Raw genomic sequence first — 17,444 nt, forward strand, 5'->3', positions numbered from 1 at the left:
AGGCCGGGGGAACGCCTATCGGCGAACTCGGATGGCCCGGCCGGAGGAATGGCGTCACGCCGACAGGACGGCCGGGCGGCTGGCGCAGGGATTGGGCTGGTTCAGCCTGGCGCTGGGCTTGGCGCAGGTCGCCGCGCCGGCGGGAATGGCGCGGCTGGTCGGGGTTCCCGACGAGGAGGAGAACCGCAACGCCATGAGGGCGCTGGGCCTGCGCGAGATCGCCAGCGGTCTCGGCATCCTGGCCACCCGGCATCCGGCCCGCGCCGACTGGGTCTGGGCCCGGGTCGGCGGCGACGCGATCGACCTGGCGCTGCTGGGAAGGGCATGGGCTTCCGACCGTTCCGGGAAGCAAAGGGTGGCCGCGGCGACCGCCGCCGTGGCCGGCGTCATGGCCCTCGACCTGCTGTGCGGCCGGCGGCTGGACGGCTGGGAAGGCGGCGCCCCGTAACGCCCCGCCCCGGGCGAACGCAGTCCGGCGCCCGCCTTATTCCATCGCCCCCAGCGAGGGCGACCGGGAACGGGCTTCGCCGACGGCGTCGAACAGGGTCCTGGTCAGTCCGCTCGCATTGCCCAGCGCCGGGCTGCGGGCGGTCAGGGCATAGCGTTCCCGGGCGTCTTCCAGGCCGGTCAGGCCGTCGTGGCTCGGGTTCCGCACGATTTTCGCGACGTCGTACCGGCTGACCGGCACGTCGAATTTCTGCGGGAAGGTCGGCAGGCCGTTGCGCTCGTACTGCTTGAACAGCCCCGCCCACAGTTGCGGGCCGACGCTGAAGCTGCCCACGTTGCCGTCGTTCCAGGCATACATCATCGGCGTGGGCGCGGTGTGGATGACCAGGTTGTCGCTGATGGTGATCTGCTGGTTGCCGCTCCGCCCGCCGGCGGCGTTGTTGCCGTAGGTCAGGCGGAAGGCGGTATAGGGCGAGTCCCCGACGATGGTGTTGTGATGGATGGCGCCGCGCACGACGCCCCGGACCTCGATGGCGGAGTCGTCGTAGTCGGCGATGATGTTGTTGCGCGCGATCTGGTCCACGCCTTCCTGCGAGGCGAAATCCGGGTCGAAATACTGCCCGCCGCTGTTGCCGCCCAGCATGAGCGCGGAATTGCCCCGGATGCCGCTGATCAGGTTGCCCTCGATCAGGACCTGGTGTGAGCCGCCCTTGAAGAAGATGCCGGAGTTGCCCTGGGTCGGGTTGTGGATCCAGTTGTTCCTGACCACGGCGGTGCGCACGCCGACGCCGTCCACGACGGCATTGTTGATCGGCTGCTGAAGGTCGGAGTCCTCGATATAGACGTTCTCGACGTCGGCCTTGATCTGGTTGTTCCGGTTGATCTTGATCGCCGCGCCGGAGCCCGTCCGCAGCGAATGGATCTTCATGCCGCGCACGATGATGTTGCGGATCGATTTCTGCCACGGGGAGATATGGAGATTGTCCCCCAGGCCGTTGACGATCTCCAGCCCCTCGACCACGACGTTCGACGCGGTGATCTGGAACGAGCCCGTGTTGTTCAGGTCGAGCGTCGGCGTCGCCCCCTTCGCCGCGCGCACGGTGATCCACTGCGCGGGCGTTCCGGAGTTGAGGATGACGAAGCCTCTCGAAGCCTTGTACACGCCCTCGTGGATCTCCACCACGTCGCCGGGCTTGGCCCGGTTCAGCGCGTCCTGGAGCGACTGCCCGTTGCGGACCGGGATCGTCCTGGCCCCGGTGCCCTGAGGTTCCGGCGTCCGGAACCAGGCGGGATCGACATTGTTGGCCTGGGCCTGAGCCTGTGCGGGACTGGCGACCTGGACTGCGCAGGTCATCGACGCGGCGGCGATAAGCAGCGTAAGACGGGATCTGATTTTCATGAAATGGCGCCTGCACCCTCGATCAGCGGTGCCCGGTTTCTAAGCAGTTTTGTGGAGCATTAATGGATCATTTCGCTATTACAAGTTTCGTCCCGGATAGGACAAAATAGGGCCGCCCCGGGCGGGGCTTCGCAACCAGGAATTCGCCGCGAGCAGGGTTCGCATGACTCGGGAGTTGCCTTTCCGGACAAGGTCTTCATTACGTGACGACATCGAGCATTTGGGCATCCGTCCCGGCGATGCCGTCATGATCCACGCCGCCATGAGCCGTGTCGGACGCCTTCTGAACGGCCCCGACGCGCTGATCGGCGCGCTGCTCGACGCGGTGGGCTCGGGCGGCCCGGGCGGAACCATCCTCGCCTATACCGACTGGGACGCCCGGTACGACGAACTCCTGGACCGGGACGGCCGCGTCCCCGAGGCGTGGCGCGCCCACGTGCCCCCCTTCGACCCCTCGGCCTCCCGGTCGGCCCGGGACAACGGCATCCTGGCGGAATTCATCCGGACCTATCCCGGCAGCCTTCGGAGCGGCAATCCGGGGGCATCCGTCGCCGCCGTCGGCGCGCGGGCGGAGTGGTTCACCGCCGACCATCCCCTCGACTACGGCTATGGCGAGGATTCACCCCTGGCCAGGCTCGTCGCCGCGCGCGGCAGGGTGCTGATGGTCGGCGCGCCGCTGGACACCATGACCCTGCTGCACCATGCCGAGCACCTGGCCCGCATCCCGGGCAAGCGCGTCCGCCGCCACGAGGTCCCGTTCGCCACCCCGGCCGGAACCGCGTGGCGCATGGTCGAGGAGTTCGAAACCGCCGATCCGATCGTCCCCGGCCTTGAGGACGACTACTTCGCCACCGTCGTGGAGGAGTTCCTGGCGGCCGGCCGGGGCACGCGGGGGCTGGTCGGGGACGCGCCCGCGGTGCTGGTGGACGCCGCGGATATCACGGAGTTCGCGGTCGGGTGGCTGGAGCGGCGGGGTAGGTGAGGGGGCGGGTGGCCTGGCGCCTGGTCGGCCTGAAACCGTGCTTCTCTGGCGGTGCCCACGCGATGGCGCAATGATGCCGTGCAAACCCACGAAAACGACGGGTTCGCGCGGGTAAGGGCGTTGATGTTCTGCCGTGAATCTCGATCTTCCCGAAGGCTTAGAACGGTACCGTGACGAAGCGGTTCGCCTCCCCGCCGATCCGGGTGTAGCGGTAGATACTATCCAGGAGGCGGCCATCCGGGTTCAGGCTTTGTTGCGCGCGATGACATCTGCAGCCGTAAGCGGCTGGTAGGAGGATTCCAGAGCCGCGTAGGCATGGGCGAGTTCGGCCCTGAGCCTGTACAAAAGCTCCCGCTCAATGCGCTACTCAGGCGGACCGTCAACGTCATCGTGCGAGCCATGGCGGCATGCCTTTCGTGATCACTGTATTAAAGACAACTAAGAATATACGCCACAAGACGTGACGCATCTCAGTGCGGGAAAACGGCATGCGTCCTGGCTCACCGACGCGGCATCGATCATCGCTGATCGGTACCGGGAGACTCTTCCCCCTTCTCTCCGGCTATGCGCAAGGCATTTTCAAGTGGATCAATCTCGTCCTCCACCACATCCCATACCCGGCGGATGTTGGTCCGGAAATACTCGTGAACGATGCGGTCCCGCATGCCGGAGATGGCCCGCCACGGAATTGTCGTGCAAGCTGCCTTGAACTCGGGGCTGATGCCCTTCACAGACTCTCCAATAACCCCGATCGAGTAAAGAACTGAGCGGATAACGACGGGATTACGGGAGAAGGCCGCGTAATCCATGCCGGCCGTGTCGGCGCGGATGTCGGCAATGGCGCCGAGGATGTCATCAACCCTCTCGCGGTCACTGCGCGCCATCAGAACACGGGCACATGATCATGTTCGAACGCCACACGCACCTGGGGCCGAAATGCGTCGGCCTCCCCGAGATCCACGGGACGGCCGAGGGCGTCCTCAAGCAGGAGGCGGGTGTCTTCCATTCGGATCAGCGAAAACGGCCGGCCTGGCTCAATCTCGATCGCGATATCGACGTCACTGTCCGCACGCGCTTCACCGCGCGCGATGGAGCCGAAAATGGCAAGATGACGTATGCCGCGCCGACGGAGTTCCACTTCCTGCGCCCTGATGCGTTGCACGATGTCATCGAGTGCGCTTGCCACAACTTCTCCAAGGCTCCTTGCATCCCGATTTTCAGAATAAGTGAGGAGGACTGGGGCGGCAAGGCGGTTTGTCGATTGCCCGTTTGGAGAACCAGGGATGGGAAATTCTTCTGAGCATGAGTGTTTCATGGTGTTCTGGTGCTTGAATTCGATCGAACCCTCGGAACGGCCGTTCAGCAGAGGAAGCAACTGTCGACGGCGTCCGGCTTTGCTGTAGGGGCGCCCGGAAATGTCGTCGGCCAGCATCGCGAAATAATCCGCGATGATCAGATCGTTCTCCCTATCGATCCAAGGCTCGTTCGACATTGGGCCAGGCTAACGGAGTCGGACCCGACTGTCATCGGAAGTACGGGTTTGAAACGGCAAAATGGCGGATGGGGTGGGATTCGAACCCACGGTGAGCTTGCACCCACGGCGGTTTTCAAGACCGCTGCCTTAAACCGCTCGGCCACCCATCCGGCAGGGGTTGAGTAGCCCAGGTGGCGGGCGGGTTCAAGTGCGGCTTGCGGGGCGACCATGCGGGCGAAGACACGGGCGAAAAAAAGGCCCCGCAGCGGATGGCGCGCGGGGCCCAAGTCTTAGGGAGGAAACGCAACCATGTGCGTGATCCCAGTTTTAGGTTAGAATCCTTTCAAATTCGTTAACCATAACCTGCCCATGGATTTTTTTCGCTCACGCCGGCGGCAGGAAGTCCTCGCGCAGAGGGGTGAAGACGTCCAGCAGGATGCCGGGCTCGACGTTGACGGCGCCGTGCAGCGCGTCGGACGGCACGACGAAGCTGTCGCCGGCCGACAGGCGCTCGGTGCGGCCGGCGATGGTGATGTCGAAGACGCCGCTTTCCACCAAGCTGCACTGGGTGTGCGGGTGGCGGTGCGGGGTGCCGATGGCGCCGGCCTCGAAGGCGACCCGCGCCATCATGATCGTCTCGTCGTAGCACAGGATCTTGCGGCGCAGTCCTTCGCCAACGGTCTCCCAGCCGATCTCGGCGTCCTTCAGGAAGACATCGCTGCCGCGCTTCGTGTCCTGATCCGATCCAGTTTCCATGTCCCTCGCTCCTCTCTTTTCGATCGAAGACCTCAGCGGACCAGCCAGCCGCCGTCCACCGGAAGCACCACGCCGTGGACATAGTCCGACGCCGCCGAGGCCAGGAAGACCGCGGCGCCGCCCAGGTCCTCCGGCTTGCCCCAGCGGCCGGCGGGGATGCGACCCAGGATGTCGGCGCTGCGCTTCTGGTCCTCGCGAAGCGCCTGCGTGTTGTTGGTGACGAAATAGCCAGGCGCCAGCGCGTTCACGTTGATCCCGCGCGCCGCCCATTCGCAGGCCAGCAGCCGGGTCAGGCCGGCCAGCCCGCTCTTGGACGCCGTGTAGGACGGGATCCGGATGCCGCCCTGGAAGGACAGCATCGACGCGATGTTGATGATCTTCCCCGGCCGCCCGGCCTCCAGCAGCCGGCGGGCGAAGGCCTGGGACAGGAAGAAGGCGGACTTCAGGTTGACGTCCATGACGGCGTCCCAGTCCTCCTCCGTGAAGACGATCGCGTCGGCCCGGCGGATGATCCCGGCATTGTTGACCAGGATGTCGGCCCGGCCGCTCCAGCCCACGGTTTGCTCCACGATGCCGGCCAGCGGCGCGGTGGAGCCCAGGTCGGCCCGGATCTCCAGGAACGGCGCGCCGGTCTCGGCGACCATGGCGGCCGTTTCGTCCATGGACGAGCGGCCGACCGCCGCGATGCCGGCGCCGGCCCGGGCCAGCGCCACCGCGATGCCCTGGCCGATGCCGGTGTTCGCCCCGGTCACGATCGCCGTCGATCCGGTCAGGTCGAACGAGGGCCCGGACGAAGTCTCGGACGAAGTCATGGCGTTCCCTCCCTCAGCGCAGCTCGGCCATGGGCACCATGTCCATGTCGGTGAAGTCCTGGTTGTCGCCCGCCATGGCCCAGATGAAGGTGTAGTTGCTGGTGCCCACGCCGCTGTGGATCGACCAGCCCGGCGACAGCACGGCCTGTTCGTTGGCGATCACCATGTGCCGGGTCTCGGTCGGCTCGCCCATGAAGTGGAAGACGCGCCCGTCCTGCGGCAGGTCGAAATACAGGTAGACCTCGGACCGCCGGTCGTGGGTGTGGCACGGCATGGTGTTCCACATGTTGTTCGGCTTCAGCACCGTCATGCCCAGCACCAGCTGGCAGGACCGGCAGACCTCGGGATGGATCATCTGGTAGATGGTCCGGTCGTTGGACTGGGCGATGTCGCCCAGGGTCACCTTGCGGGCCTGCTCCAGCGAGATCTTCATGGTCTCGTGCCGGGCGTGGGCCGGTGCGCTGACCAGGTAGAACTTGGCGGGGTTGGACGCGTCGGCGCTCTCGAACCGCACGTCCTCGCTGCCCATGGCGACGTAAAGCCCGTCGCGCGGGGCCAGCTCGTAGGCGGTGCCGTCCACCACGACCCGCCCGGCGCCGCCGACATTGACGACGCCCAGCTCGCGGCGCTTCAGGAAGGTGTCGGAGCCGATCTCCTTGGAGGACTCCAGCGTCAGCGGACCGGCCACCGGGGTGGCGCCGCCGACCACCAGCCGGTCGATGTGGCTGTAGGTCAGGGCGATCTCGTCGGCCTCGAACAGCGACGGGATCAGGAACTGCTCGCGCAGCGTCTCGGTGTCGAAGGTGCGGACGGCATCCGGGTGGGATACCTGCCTGACGGAAATCTTCATCACGTGGGTCCTGTCTCTGTCGTAGTCGGTTTCAAGTCGGGTCGGTTTCAAGTCGGGTCGTGTCGGGGCGGTTTCAGGCCGGTCCCGTTCAGTTCGCGAACATCTTCGGCAGGAAGAGCGAGATCGCGGGGATATAGGTGACCAGGATCAGCGTCACGATGCAGGCGATGTAGAACGGCCAGATCGTCCGCACCGCCTGCATGATCGGGATCTTGCCCACGGCGCAGCCGACGAACAGCACCGATCCGACCGGCGGGGTGCAAAGCCCGATGCCCAGGTTCAGCACCAGGACCACGCCGAAATGGACCGGGTCCATGCCGAACGCGGTGACCACCGGCAGGAAGATCGGCGTGGTGATGATGATCAGCGGCGACATGTCCATGAAGCAGCCGAGGAACAGCAGCACCACGTTGAGCAGCAGGAAGATCACCAGCGGATTGTCGCTGAGCGACTGCATGAACTCGACCGTCGCGGCCGGCACCTGCAGCAGCGCCAGCAGCCAGCCGAACGAGGCCGCGGCCCCGATCACCAGCAGCACCATCGCCGTGGTCCGCGCCGCCGCCAGGGTCGCCGCGACGAAGTCGGTCCAGTTCAGGCTGCGATACACCAGCAGGGTGATCAGCAGGGCGTAGACCACCGCGATCATTGAGCTTTCGGTCGCCGTGAAGACGCCGGACCGCACGCCGCCGACGATCACCAGGATCAGCAGCAAGCCCGGAACCGCGTTCAGGAAGATCGACAGCAGCGCGGGGAAGCCGGGGAACGTCTCGGCCGGATACCCCCGCCTGCGGGCCACCACATAGGCCGTGATCATGAGCAGGACCGCCAGGAGCAGGCCCGGCAGGATGCCGGCGGTGAACAGGTCGGCGATCGAGATCATGCCGCCGGCCGAGATCGAGTAGATGATCATGTTGTGGCTGGGCGGGATCAGCAGCGCGATGACCGCCGCCGTGACGGTGATGTTGACGGAATAGTCCACGGCGTAGCCGCGTGCCTTCATCTGCGGGATCATCAGCCCGCCGACCGCCGAGGCGTCGGCCACCGCCGATCCCGACACGCCGCCGAAGAAGGTGCTGGACATCACGTTGACCAGCCCCAGCCCGCCGCGCAGATGGCCGATCACGCCGGCCGCCAGCCGCACCAGCTTCTCCGCGATGGCGCCGCGCACCATCAGCTCGCCGGCGAAGATGAAGAACGGGATCGCCATCAGCGCGAAGGCGCTCATGCCCGACGCCATGCGCTGGAACACGATCAGCGGCGGCAGGCCCATATGGACGATGGTCGCGAAGGAGGCGATGGCGAGCACGAAGGCGATCGGCACGCCCATCACCAGGAGCACCACGAAGGTGCCGAACAGGATTGTGAGTTCCATGGCTGCGACTCCCTCAGTCGGCGGTCGGCAGGATGGCGCCCGGCGCGTGCGCCTGGGCATGGGATTCGGCGCTGCTCGGGGCTTTCCGCTCGACCAGCAGGATCAGCGAGCGCTCGATCGAGAACAGCACGATCAGCACGCCGGCCACGACCAGCGCCAGATAGTTCATGCCTTCGGGAATGCCCAGCACCGGGACGATGGCGCTCCAGGTGCCCAGCACCAGCTCCAGCCCGTACCAGGCCATGGCGCCGCCGAACAGGCCGACGATGGCGAAGCTGAACAGGTCCAGGGCGACCCGGACCGGCTCCGGCACGGTGTCGCGGATCAGGTCCAGCCCGAGGTGGAAGCGTTCGCGCACGCCCACGGCGGCGACCAGCAGGATGAACCAGAGCATCAGGAACAGCGACACCGGTTCGGTCCAGCTCGGGGTGTCGCCCAGGACGAAGCGGCCCCAGACCTGCCACGCGATGGCGGCGGTCATGGCGACCAGGCCGAACCCGCCGATCCACAGGGCGAGGCGGGCCAGCATGTCGAGCAGGCGGGAATACGCGGCAAGCGCGGGTTTCATGCAAACCTCCGCAGGGGCCGCCGCGCCGGACCTTTTCGGGTCGGACACGGCGGCACGGCATGGCGGGACAGGAGGGCCGCGCTCCGGGCGCGGCCCTGCCTGGCGGTGCGTCCTTACTTGACCGCGCGGATGCGCTCGACCAGGTCCTTCAGCTTGGCGTCGGTGATGTGCTTGGCATAGACCGGCTCCACCGCCTTCTCGAAGACGGACTTGTCGACCTCGTTGACCTGCACGCCGCCGGCCAGCACCTCGGCCTCGGCGGTCTTCTCGCGGGCCTGCCACAGCTCGCGCATCTTCTCCACCGACTCCTTGGCGGCCCGGCGGATCAGCGCCTGGTCCTCGGCGGTCTGCTTGTCGAACACCCGCTTGGACATCACCAGCACTTCCGGCGACATGGAATGCTGCGACAGCGAGTAGAACTTGGCCTGCTCGAAGTGGCGCTGGCTCTGGTACGTCGGCCAGTTGTTCTCGGCGCCGTCGACCACGCCGGTCTGGATCGCGCTGTACACCTCGCCCGACGGCATCGGGGTGGCGCTGCCGCCCAGGGCCTTGATGGTGTCGATGAAGACCTCGGACTGGATCACGCGGATCTTCAGGCCCTTCATGTCGTCCAGCGTCTGGATCGGACGCTTGCTGTTGTAGAAGCTGCGGGCGCCGCTGTCGTAGAAGGCCAGGCCGACCAGCCCCTGGGACTCGAAGGTCTTCAGGATCTCCTCGCCGATCGGGCCGTCCACCACGGCGTGCATGTGGTCGACCGAGCGGAACAGGAACGGCATCGACGGGACGCGGGTCTCCGGGATCAGGCCGTTCAGCGGCGCCAGGTTGATCCGGTTCATGTCGATGACGCCGAACTGGGTCTGCTGGATCGTATCCTTCTCGTCGCCCAGCTGGGCCGAGCTGAACATCTTGACGCCGAGCCGGCCGTTGGTCTCCCGCGCCAGGATCTCGCCCATGTACTTGACCGCCTCGACGGTCGGGTAGCCGTCGGGATGGATGTCGGCGGACCGGAAGGTGACCTGCTGGGCCTGGGCGCCGCCGGTCAGGGCCGCCACCGCGGCCAAGGCCACGAAGGCCGCGGAGGCCATCAGCTTCAAGCTCTGGCGCTTCAGGTTCCGGCCATTCATCGTCGTCTTCATTGTCGTTTCCTCGATTGATTGCTTCTGTCGGTCCGTGTCTTCGCTCGCCGGCCCGGCTTTCGCCGCGTCAGCCGCCCGCTCCCTCCGGCCTGTCGGAGAAGAAGAAGGGATTGTTCTCCCGGGTATCGCCGATGCTCGCGCGCAGGCTCTCCAGGTGCGCCGCCATCATCTCGGCCGCGCGGGCCGGGTCGTGGGCCTCGATCGCGTCGACGATGGCGGTGTGCTCGGTGATCACCGACCGGATGCGGCCGGGGACGGGAAGGGTCAGCAGCCGGTACCGGTCGACCTGGACCTTGACCTGCCGGGTCAGGGTCCAGAAGCCGGGACAGCCGGCGGTGTCGGCGATCAGCGCGTGGAACGCCTCGTCGGCCTCGTGGAAGCCGCCGGCGTCGCCGCCGTCGCTCATCTCCCGCTGGTATTCCAGGTTGGCGCGGAGCCGGGCCACCTGCGACCGCGTCGCCTGGGCGGCGGCATAGCGCACCGCCGCCTCCTCCAGCGCCTTGCGGATCAGGATGGCTTCCGGCAGCTCGGCGACCGGGATGCGCGACACGAAGGAGCCGGACTGCGGGAAGATGTCCACCAGCCCCTCGTCGGCCAGGCGCAGCAGGGCTTCGCGAACCGGCGTGCGGCTGACGCCGTGGTCCTGGGCGATCTGCTTCTCGACGATCGCCTCGCCGGGCTTGCGGCGCATCGACACGATCTCGGCCCGCAATTCGCGATGTATGGCCGCGGAGACGGTGGCGCCCCGCAGCGCCGCGCTGGGCAGCACCGGCTTGGGCGCGGTCCGGTGCGTCGGCGCCGTCCGGGTGCGCCGCTTCGCGGGCTCCGCGGGAGCTTCGGCGGTCTGGCCGCCGGTCTCGTCGATTCCTGAAGTCATCCGCTGCGTTTCCTCCGGCTGCCGTTGTTCCCCGGTGGGGTGGGCTGCTCTGATGACGAAGATGATATACTAATATATCAGTTCATGACAAGCGGCTTTCCGGTTTCCATTCGGACATGCCCGAATGGATCGACAGGGGGGTCTGTCACAGGCTCGGCGAATCGTCCTAGTCGCCATCTATCGAAAGGAGTATACAGGGGTCTTGCGGCAAAACCGCCCGATCGGGGACGGTTAAGTTCGAGGTTCGGAAGATGACGCTTGCGCGGGCTACGATAATTTTTGACACTTCGCACTGCGGCATAGACCCGATCCAAGGGCGAAGGGGCATGGCACGCCCCTGCAGGCGCGAAGGCGGTCGACCTTCGTCATGCCGTTCAGTGCGGAACAAAGCCGCCGATCCCGCCAAAACCGCCCGGCCGGCCCGCATCGGCGGGCAGGGCACAAGGGCAGGGGACCGGCGCGCCGGGAAGGGTCTGAGGTGATACTGGGGTTGAACCCGCCATCATCGGTGGCGGGATGACTTGATCTGTCCCTGATTGCCTTGAGGAAAGGGTTCTGCCCATGGCCGGAGCGACACGCCAGAATCAGTCGAGCGTTGAACTCTTCGCTATCTATGAAGTCAGCAAGATCCTGAGTTCCTCGCTCGACCTGCAGCAGACGCTGCGGGAGGTGCTGAGGCTGCTGTCGTACCATCTGCAAATGCAGCGCGGGCGGATCTGCCTGCTGACGGACGACAGCACGCTCCGCCTGATCGCGGCGCTCGGCATGTCGCAGGAGGAGATGGAGCGCGGCCAGTACCGCGCCGGCGAGGGCATCGTGGGGCGGATCGTCAAGACCGGCATGCCGGCCGTGGTGCCCAACCTGGCCGACGAGCCGCTGTTCCTCAACCGCACCGGCGGGCGCAACGACATCGCCGAGGTGGTGATCAGCCTGGTCGGCGTGCCGATCAAGGCGGCCGGCGAATGCATCGGCGTGCTGACCATCGACCGCATCGGCGACGAGGGCTATGCCGGCAACTTCGACAGCGACGTCCGCCTGCTGACCATGGTCGCCAACCTGATCGGCCAGACCGTGCGCCTGCACCGCACCGTCGCCGAGGAGCGGCGCTTCATGATGCGGGAGAAGTTCCGCCTCCAGAAGGAAGTGTCCAAGGTCGCCTACCAGGTCGACAACGTGGTGTGCAGCAGCAAGCGCATGCAGGAGGTGCTGGCCCAGGTCCACCGGGTGGCGCCGTTCCGCTCCACCGTGCTGATCCGGGGCGAGAGCGGCACCGGCAAGGAGCTGATCGCCCGCGCGATCCACATGCTCAGCTCCCGCAAGGAGCAGCCCTTCATCCGGATCAACTGCGCGGCGCTGCCGGAAAGCCTGCTGGAATCCGAACTGTTCGGCCACGAGCGCGGCGCCTTCACCGGCGCCAACCGCGACCACAAGGGCCGGTTCGAGCTGGCGACCGGCGGCACCCTGTTCCTGGACGAGATCGGCGACATCTCGCCCTCGTTCCAGGCCAAGCTTCTGCGCGTCCTCCAGGAGCAGGAGTTCGAGCGGGTCGGCGGCACCCGGACCATCAAGACCGACGTGCGGATCATCACCGCCACCAACGTCAACCTTGAGGAGGCGGTCGCCCAGGGCAAGTTCCGCGCCGACCTCTATTACCGCATCAACGTGGTGACCATCTTCCTGCCGCCGCTGCGCGAGCGCAGCGACGACATCCCGCTGCTGGCCAACCATTTCGTCCAGAAGTTCAACCGGGAGAACCAGCTCAACGTGGCGCTCCACGACGACGCGCTGGACGTCCTCAAGAAATGTCCGTGGCCCGGCAACGTGCGCGAGCTGGAGAACTGCATCGAGCGGGCGGCGACCCTGTGCCGCGACGGGGTGATCTGGGACCTGGACCTGTCCTGCCAGATGAACCTCTGCTACTCCTCGACCCTGTGGCACCACCGCACGGTCACGCCGACCGCCGGCGCCTCGATCCCCGGCTACGCCTCCCCGTCCGGTATTCCGATGCTGCCCCAGGCCACCCCGGCGCGGGCCGGCTGCAGCACCGGCGGCGTGCCGGGCTGCTCCGCGGCGACCGGCGGGTCCTGCGCCGCCGCGCCCGCGGCATTGCCGCCCAACGCGGTCCCGGCCGGCAATCCCGTCCCGCTCGCCCAGCCCATGCGGCCGCAGCATCCGCAGCTGCCCGCCGGCGGCTCCCCCGCCTATTCCGACCCGAACGCTGCCGCCGACGCCCTCAACGAGGCCGCGGTCGGCGAGCTTCTCGGCATGCGGATCGGCAACGGCGGCCCCGACGAGCCGGAATTCACCACCCCGCGCGACCGCCTGCTATGGGCGATGGAGCGGACCGGCTGGGTCCAGGCCAAGGCCGGCCGCCTGCTGGGCCTGACCACGCGGCAGGTCAGCTACGCCCTGAGGAAGTACAACATCGAAATAAAACGATTCTAAGAAAACCGACCTTGGCGTGTAACCTTCACGCGGCCATATGGTTAATGCGGTGGGCCCTCAGCCCTCTGGGCAGGCGGTCCGCCGCAAACCAAGCAGCTTGGGGAAACGCCATGACTGACCAAAAACAGGGGCAAACGACCCACCAGGGGCATCCGTCGGTAGCGGCCTCGGACGGCATCCTGACCACCCGGCAGGGCCACCCGATCGCCAACAACCAGTCGACGCGCACCGTCGGCGCCCGTGGCCCGGCCACGCTGGAGAACTACCAGTTCCTCGAAAAGATCACCCATTTCGACCGCGAGCGCATCCCGGAGCGGGTCGTGCATGCCCGCGGCTTCGTGTGCTACGGCGAGCTTGAGGTCACCGGCAAGATCGGCGACGAGCCCGCGTCCAAGTACACCCGCGCGAAGCTGTTCCAGGAAGCCGGGAAGAAGACGCCGCTGGCGATCCGCTTCTCCACCGTGATCGGCGGCCGGGACTCCTCCGAGACGGCCCGCGACCCGCGCGGTTTCGCGGTCAAGTTCTATACCGAGGACGGCAACTGGGACTTGGTCGGCAACAACCTGTCGGTGTTCTTCATCCGCGACGCCATCAAGTTCCCCGACGTCATCCACTCGCTGAAGCCCGACCCGGTCACGTTCCGCCAGGAGCCGAACCGGATCTTCGACTTCATGAGCCAGACGCCCGAATCCATGCACATGCTGACGCACCTGTTCAGCCCGCGCGGCATTCCGGCCAACTACCGGCACATGGAAGGCTTCGGCGTCAACACCTACAAGATGGTCAACGCCCAGGGCGAGACCGTGCTGGTCAAGTACCACTTCCACCCGCGCCAGGGCGTCGCCAGCCTGACGGCGGAGGAAGCGGCCAAGGTCCAGGGCCAGGAGCTGGGCTCCGCCACCAAGGACCTGTTCGAGGCGATCGAGCGCGGCGACTATCCGCAGTGGGACATGTTCGTCCAGATCATGGAAGACCATGACCACCCCGAACTGGACTGGGACCCGCTGGACGACACCAAGATCTGGCCGGAGAAGGATTTCCCGCTGCGCCATGTCGGCGTCATGACGTTGAACCGCAACGTTGAGGACTTCTTCAACGAGAACGAGCAGATCGCCATGGGCACCGGCGTGCTGGTGGACGGGCTGGACTTCTCGGACGACAAGATGCTGGTCGGCCGGACCTTCTCCTATTCCGATACCCAGCGCTACCGCGTCGGCACCAACTATCTGCAGCTGCCGGTCAATTCGCCCAAGAACTCGAAGGTGGCGACCAACCTGTCGGGCGGGCAGATGTCCTTCCACCGCGACCTGGCGCCGGGCCAGAACCCCCACGTCAACTTCGAGCCGTCGATCCACAACGGCCTGAAGGAGACCGCGGAGGAGCAGCCCAACAACCCGCCGGAGATCCGCGGCCCGCTGACCCGCGCCGTGCTGGAGCGCCGCAACGACTATGTCCAGGCGCGCGGCCGGTTCAACACCATGATGGATTGGGAACGCGACGACCTGATCCTGAACATGGGCACGCTGCTGGGTCAGTGCGAACGCGATGTCCAGGAACGGATGATCTGGCACTTCTTCCTGGTCCATGACGACTATGGCCGCCGCGTCGGCGAAGTGCTCGGCATCACCGCCGACGACGTCCGCAACCTTCCGCCGCTGCCCAAGCAGGTGCTGACCGACGAGGACAAGCGCCGGCTCCAGAACCTGGGCAACAACGGCGACAAGATCGACCCCACGGTGTGGGGCCAGTGGACCAGCTCCGTGAAGAACCGCAAGGCCACGGCCGAAGAGGTCCTGAGCGGGATGAAGGGTTCGTCGCAGGGAATGCGCCACGACCAGGCCGCCGAGTAGGCCGGTCGGGAGACGTCGGCCCCTCCCCTCGGAAACGGGGGGAGGGGCCGACATCTCCCTTTCCGCGACTGTCCGGCACGGTTTTTGCTTTGACCGAAAGCGGGTCAATTGCGGGGAGCAACACTCCCCATTCGTCATACCCGGACTTGATCCGGGTATCTTCAGGCACGAAGTCGTCGATGAAGCCCGCAAGAGATGACCGGATCAAGTCCACGGCTGTCCGGCACGGTACTTGCTAACTCAGCTAAAGGACGTTTCTCCAGCAGAGCATTCATCCTTTTGTCGTCATGACCGGGCTTGACCCGGTCATCGCTTGCGGGCTCCATCAGCGCTGCCGTGTGGGGAGATACCCGGATCAAGTCCAAGGCTGTCCGGCACGAGTTTTGCGCGTCAACTATGGGAAGTCTTTCCGGCGGCGTCCTCTTCCCTTTATCGTCATACCCAGACTTGATCCGGGTATCTCCGGGCACGGAGGCTTCGATGAAGCCCGCATGGAGATGACCGGATCAAGTCCGGTCATAACGAAAAGGAGGTATTGCCGCCCGCTATCGACACCTTTGAAGAGCAGGCAAACACTGTGCCGGACAGCCGTGGATCAAGTCGGGGTATGACGAAAAGGGGGCGGTTCTGCCCATAGTCAAGCCTTTCGAGAAGAGAGCAAAAGCCGTGCCGGACAGTCGTGGATCAAGTCCGGTCATGACGATCGAAAGATGAGAATGCTTCCTGCGATCGCTAGGCAATTACTGCGCCGGACTGCCTTGGGCTGGACCCGCGCATCCACGCGCAAACCGACGTGATGAAACCTTCACACTGATGCCTCGTCGAAATCCCTGTCCAGAGCTACCAATCCCTATCCCCCCTCGGGTGGCGGCGATCCGGCGGCCAGCACGATCCGTTCCAGCTCGTCGATCTCCGCATCGGTGAGCTCCGGGAACAGCTTGGCCCGTTTGTCCTTGCCGATGCGGCCATGCTGCATCGCCAGCCGGACCAGCAGGGCGGCCTTCCGGTTCGGCATGTCGATGCGATCCATCACGCCGGCCATGGCGCGATCGAAGACCTCCACGAACAGGACCTCCTCCTTGAGGTCCCGCCGCACCGTATCCATGACGCGGTCGTACAGGTACTCGGCCTGGGGCGTCGCATCGAAGTAGCGGTAGAGATGGTCGGTACGGTTCCGGACGGTGATGGCCGGCCCGTTCTCCGACCCGCCGGGCTCCCAGGCCCAATCCAGGTAAGGTGCTATCGAGCGGGAAAAGCGCTCCAGGGCCGCGTCGTAGGCTGCCTGGTTCCGCACGATCGACGCCGAGACCGGGAACAGGATGCCCGGCGGGGTGAAGCCGGACCCGTCCAGCGTGTGGTGGATGAGATAGCGATGGATGCGCCCGTTCCCGTCCTCGAAGGGGTGGATGAACACGAAGGCGAAGGCGATCACCGCCGCAGCCAGCACGGGATCGATCCCGGCGCCTTTCAGCCGGCCGACGAGCGCCGCGAAGCCGGCCATGAGGGGGCGGACATCCCCGGGTTTCGGGCAGATGAAGTGAACGACCTCCCGATGGCCCGTCAAGGATTCGCCGACGAAGTCCTGGAAGTCGCGCCACCCGGCCGCCGCGTAACGGGGATCGACGATGACGTTCTGCAGCCGGGTCTGGTCTCTCTCGCTGGTCGGGTCGAAGTCACGGACGGACCGCAGGGCTTCGATGAACCGCTCCGCCTTCGCACCGCTGGCCGTCTCGCTCTCGATCGCGAATGTCTCCTTGGTCTCCTTGGTGTAGAGATAGGTGATCGCGCGGGCGAGGATCCGCGGATCGCAACCCCGCACCAGCGCCTCGGCCTCGGCCCGGATGTCCGACCGCAGGAGCGACTCGATCTGCGCCGTCCGGCGGATAATCGGGCACAGGGCAGGCGTGCCGAGAAGGTTGTCCGTGAAGCGGTGCCGCCGCGATGGGTTACTGGGCAGCACGATGTGCTTCTCCGGAGACAGCGCGGGCGTGTAGCCGACCGGGCCGGCATCCGGAAGATCGAGCCGATCACCGGTCAACCACTCATAGAAGAACCAGGCGCGCCGGGCGAAGGCCCCGTTCGGCTCACGACGGACCCAGGCTTCGAGGTCCGCCTTCGCCATGCGCTCGAACGCCAGCGTCAGGACCGCGAGGTCCGTCGGCTCGTAGCGGAGCGCGAACTTCAGGTCCATTTCCGGTGAGTCGCCGTAGTCGTAGGAACCCAGGTAGCGCTCTACGATGCGGTCGGCCTCCACAAGCTGCCGCCGCCGGCCGCTGCCGACGATGGAGATCACGCTCGGCCTCGGCACCGGCAGGTCGAAGCGAGCCACCAGCCCCATCAACCCGGTGTAGCGCTCGCCATCGAGCAAGGTGTCCGGCATGCTGGGCTCCCGGGATCGAAAAACTTTCACGGTTGGTCGGCCGCCTGCGGAAATCTTCACGATTCCACGGAAAAGTTCAAGAATCGAGCGCCGGCC

General features: G+C 66.2%; 15 protein-coding genes and 1 tRNA gene. 4 read left to right on the forward strand and 12 right to left on the reverse strand.

The window, feature by feature from the left end; translation table 11 throughout:
• Positions 1-31: 31 nt before the first annotated feature.
• Complete coding sequence (locus DPR14_RS02075) at positions 32-448, forward strand: transcriptional regulator (RefSeq protein ID WP_158043687.1); 417 nt, start codon at positions 32-34, stop codon at positions 446-448.
• A gap of 36 nt (positions 449-484) precedes the next feature.
• Here the strand turns inward: DPR14_RS02075 and DPR14_RS02080 are convergent, their stop codons facing one another.
• The gene (locus DPR14_RS02080) at positions 485-1,846 is read right to left on the reverse strand and encodes a right-handed parallel beta-helix repeat-containing protein (RefSeq protein ID WP_158043688.1); all 1,362 of its coding nucleotides are present in this window, start codon (positions 1,844-1,846) and stop codon (positions 485-487) included.
• 163 nt (positions 1,847-2,009) lie between these two features.
• Between DPR14_RS02080 and aac(3) the strand changes: the two genes are divergently transcribed.
• Complete coding sequence (gene aac(3), locus DPR14_RS02085) at positions 2,010-2,828, forward strand: aminoglycoside 3-N-acetyltransferase (protein WP_158043689.1); 819 nt, start codon at positions 2,010-2,012, stop codon at positions 2,826-2,828.
• 518 nt (positions 2,829-3,346) lie between these two features.
• Here the strand turns inward: aac(3) and DPR14_RS02090 are convergent.
• From DPR14_RS02090 to DPR14_RS02135, 10 genes are all read right to left on the reverse strand, one after another.
• Complete coding sequence (locus DPR14_RS02090) at positions 3,347-3,712, reverse strand: HepT-like ribonuclease domain-containing protein (RefSeq protein WP_158043690.1); 366 nt, start codon at positions 3,710-3,712, stop codon at positions 3,347-3,349.
• Complete coding sequence (locus DPR14_RS02095) at positions 3,712-4,260, reverse strand: nucleotidyltransferase family protein (RefSeq protein WP_211103899.1); 549 nt, start codon at positions 4,258-4,260, stop codon at positions 3,712-3,714. Before DPR14_RS02095 ends, DPR14_RS02090 begins: the two co-directional genes overlap by 1 nt.
• A gap of 122 nt (positions 4,261-4,382) precedes the next feature.
• Positions 4,383-4,472: transfer RNA gene (locus DPR14_RS02100), tRNA-Ser, on the reverse strand.
• Between the two features lie 214 nt (positions 4,473-4,686).
• Entirely contained in the window at positions 4,687-5,058 is a 372-nt protein-coding gene (locus DPR14_RS02105; protein ID WP_158043691.1) for a cupin domain-containing protein, read from the reverse strand.
• A 32-nt stretch (positions 5,059-5,090) separates the two neighbouring features.
• Complete coding sequence (gene kduD, locus DPR14_RS02110) at positions 5,091-5,870, reverse strand: 2-dehydro-3-deoxy-D-gluconate 5-dehydrogenase KduD (RefSeq protein WP_158043692.1); 780 nt, start codon at positions 5,868-5,870, stop codon at positions 5,091-5,093.
• Positions 5,871-5,883: 13 nt separating this feature from the next.
• The gene (kduI, locus tag DPR14_RS02115; protein ID WP_158043693.1) at positions 5,884-6,720 is read right to left on the reverse strand and encodes a 5-dehydro-4-deoxy-D-glucuronate isomerase; all 837 of its coding nucleotides are present in this window, start codon (positions 6,718-6,720) and stop codon (positions 5,884-5,886) included.
• Positions 6,721-6,808: 88 nt separating this feature from the next.
• Entirely contained in the window at positions 6,809-8,092 is a 1,284-nt protein-coding gene (locus DPR14_RS02120; protein ID WP_158043694.1) for a TRAP transporter large permease, read from the reverse strand.
• Between the two features lie 13 nt (positions 8,093-8,105).
• Positions 8,106-8,660 carry a TRAP transporter small permease gene (locus DPR14_RS02125; RefSeq protein WP_158043695.1) on the reverse strand — a complete coding sequence of 185 codons (555 nt, stop codon included), beginning with the start codon at positions 8,658-8,660 and terminating at the stop codon, positions 8,106-8,108.
• 113 nt (positions 8,661-8,773) lie between these two features.
• Entirely contained in the window at positions 8,774-9,796 is a 1,023-nt protein-coding gene (locus tag DPR14_RS02130; RefSeq protein ID WP_246148729.1) for a TRAP transporter substrate-binding protein, read from the reverse strand.
• A 67-nt stretch (positions 9,797-9,863) separates the two neighbouring features.
• The gene (locus tag DPR14_RS02135) at positions 9,864-10,673 is read right to left on the reverse strand and encodes a GntR family transcriptional regulator (protein ID WP_158043696.1); all 810 of its coding nucleotides are present in this window, start codon (positions 10,671-10,673) and stop codon (positions 9,864-9,866) included.
• A 561-nt stretch (positions 10,674-11,234) separates the two neighbouring features.
• On the opposite strand from DPR14_RS02135, the gene nifA reads away from it, so the two are divergent.
• Positions 11,235-13,118 (forward strand): nif-specific transcriptional activator NifA, encoded by a 1,884-nt coding sequence (nifA, locus tag DPR14_RS02140; protein ID WP_158043697.1) that lies wholly within the window; start codon positions 11,235-11,237, stop codon positions 13,116-13,118.
• Positions 13,119-13,228: 110 nt separating this feature from the next.
• The gene (locus DPR14_RS02145) at positions 13,229-14,968 is read left to right on the forward strand and encodes a catalase (protein ID WP_158043698.1); all 1,740 of its coding nucleotides are present in this window, start codon (positions 13,229-13,231) and stop codon (positions 14,966-14,968) included.
• Positions 14,969-15,818: 850 nt separating this feature from the next.
• On the opposite strand, the gene DPR14_RS02150 is transcribed toward DPR14_RS02145, so the two are convergent.
• Positions 15,819-17,348 carry a Fic family protein gene (locus DPR14_RS02150; protein WP_158043699.1) on the reverse strand — a complete coding sequence of 510 codons (1,530 nt, stop codon included), beginning with the start codon at positions 17,346-17,348 and terminating at the stop codon, positions 15,819-15,821.
• Between the last annotated feature and the right edge of the window lie 96 nt (positions 17,349-17,444).

It is taken from the genome of Skermanella pratensis, from assembly GCF_008843145.1.
In the GTDB taxonomy this organism is placed as follows: Bacteria; Pseudomonadota; Alphaproteobacteria; order Azospirillales; family Azospirillaceae; genus Skermanella; species Skermanella pratensis.

Coding starts and splice junctions, on each gene's coding strand:
- DPR14_RS02125 (WP_158043695.1), bottom strand. CDS start 8,660: ATGAAACCCGCGCTTGCCGCGTATTCCCGCCTGCTCGACATGCTGGCC.
- DPR14_RS02120 (WP_158043694.1), bottom strand. CDS start 8,092: ATGGAACTCACAATCCTGTTCGGCACCTTCGTGGTGCTCCTGGTGATG.
- kduD (WP_158043692.1), bottom strand. CDS start 5,870: ATGACTTCGTCCGAGACTTCGTCCGGGCCCTCGTTCGACCTGACCGGA.
- DPR14_RS02130 (WP_246148729.1), bottom strand. CDS start 9,796: ATGAAGACGACGATGAATGGCCGGAACCTGAAGCGCCAGAGCTTGAAG.
- DPR14_RS02075 (WP_158043687.1), top strand. CDS start 32: ATGGCCCGGCCGGAGGAATGGCGTCACGCCGACAGGACGGCCGGGCGG.
- DPR14_RS02145 (WP_158043698.1), top strand. CDS start 13,229: ATGACTGACCAAAAACAGGGGCAAACGACCCACCAGGGGCATCCGTCG.
- DPR14_RS02090 (WP_158043690.1), bottom strand. CDS start 3,712: ATGGCGCGCAGTGACCGCGAGAGGGTTGATGACATCCTCGGCGCCATT.
- DPR14_RS02150 (WP_158043699.1), bottom strand. CDS start 17,348: ATGCCGGACACCTTGCTCGATGGCGAGCGCTACACCGGGTTGATGGGG.
- DPR14_RS02095 (WP_211103899.1), bottom strand. CDS start 4,260: ATGCTGGCCGACGACATTTCCGGGCGCCCCTACAGCAAAGCCGGACGC.
- nifA (WP_158043697.1), top strand. CDS start 11,235: ATGGCCGGAGCGACACGCCAGAATCAGTCGAGCGTTGAACTCTTCGCT.
- kduI (WP_158043693.1), bottom strand. CDS start 6,720: ATGAAGATTTCCGTCAGGCAGGTATCCCACCCGGATGCCGTCCGCACC.
- DPR14_RS02135 (WP_158043696.1), bottom strand. CDS start 10,673: ATGACTTCAGGAATCGACGAGACCGGCGGCCAGACCGCCGAAGCTCCC.
- DPR14_RS02080 (WP_158043688.1), bottom strand. CDS start 1,846: ATGAAAATCAGATCCCGTCTTACGCTGCTTATCGCCGCCGCGTCGATG.
- DPR14_RS02105 (WP_158043691.1), bottom strand. CDS start 5,058: ATGGAAACTGGATCGGATCAGGACACGAAGCGCGGCAGCGATGTCTTC.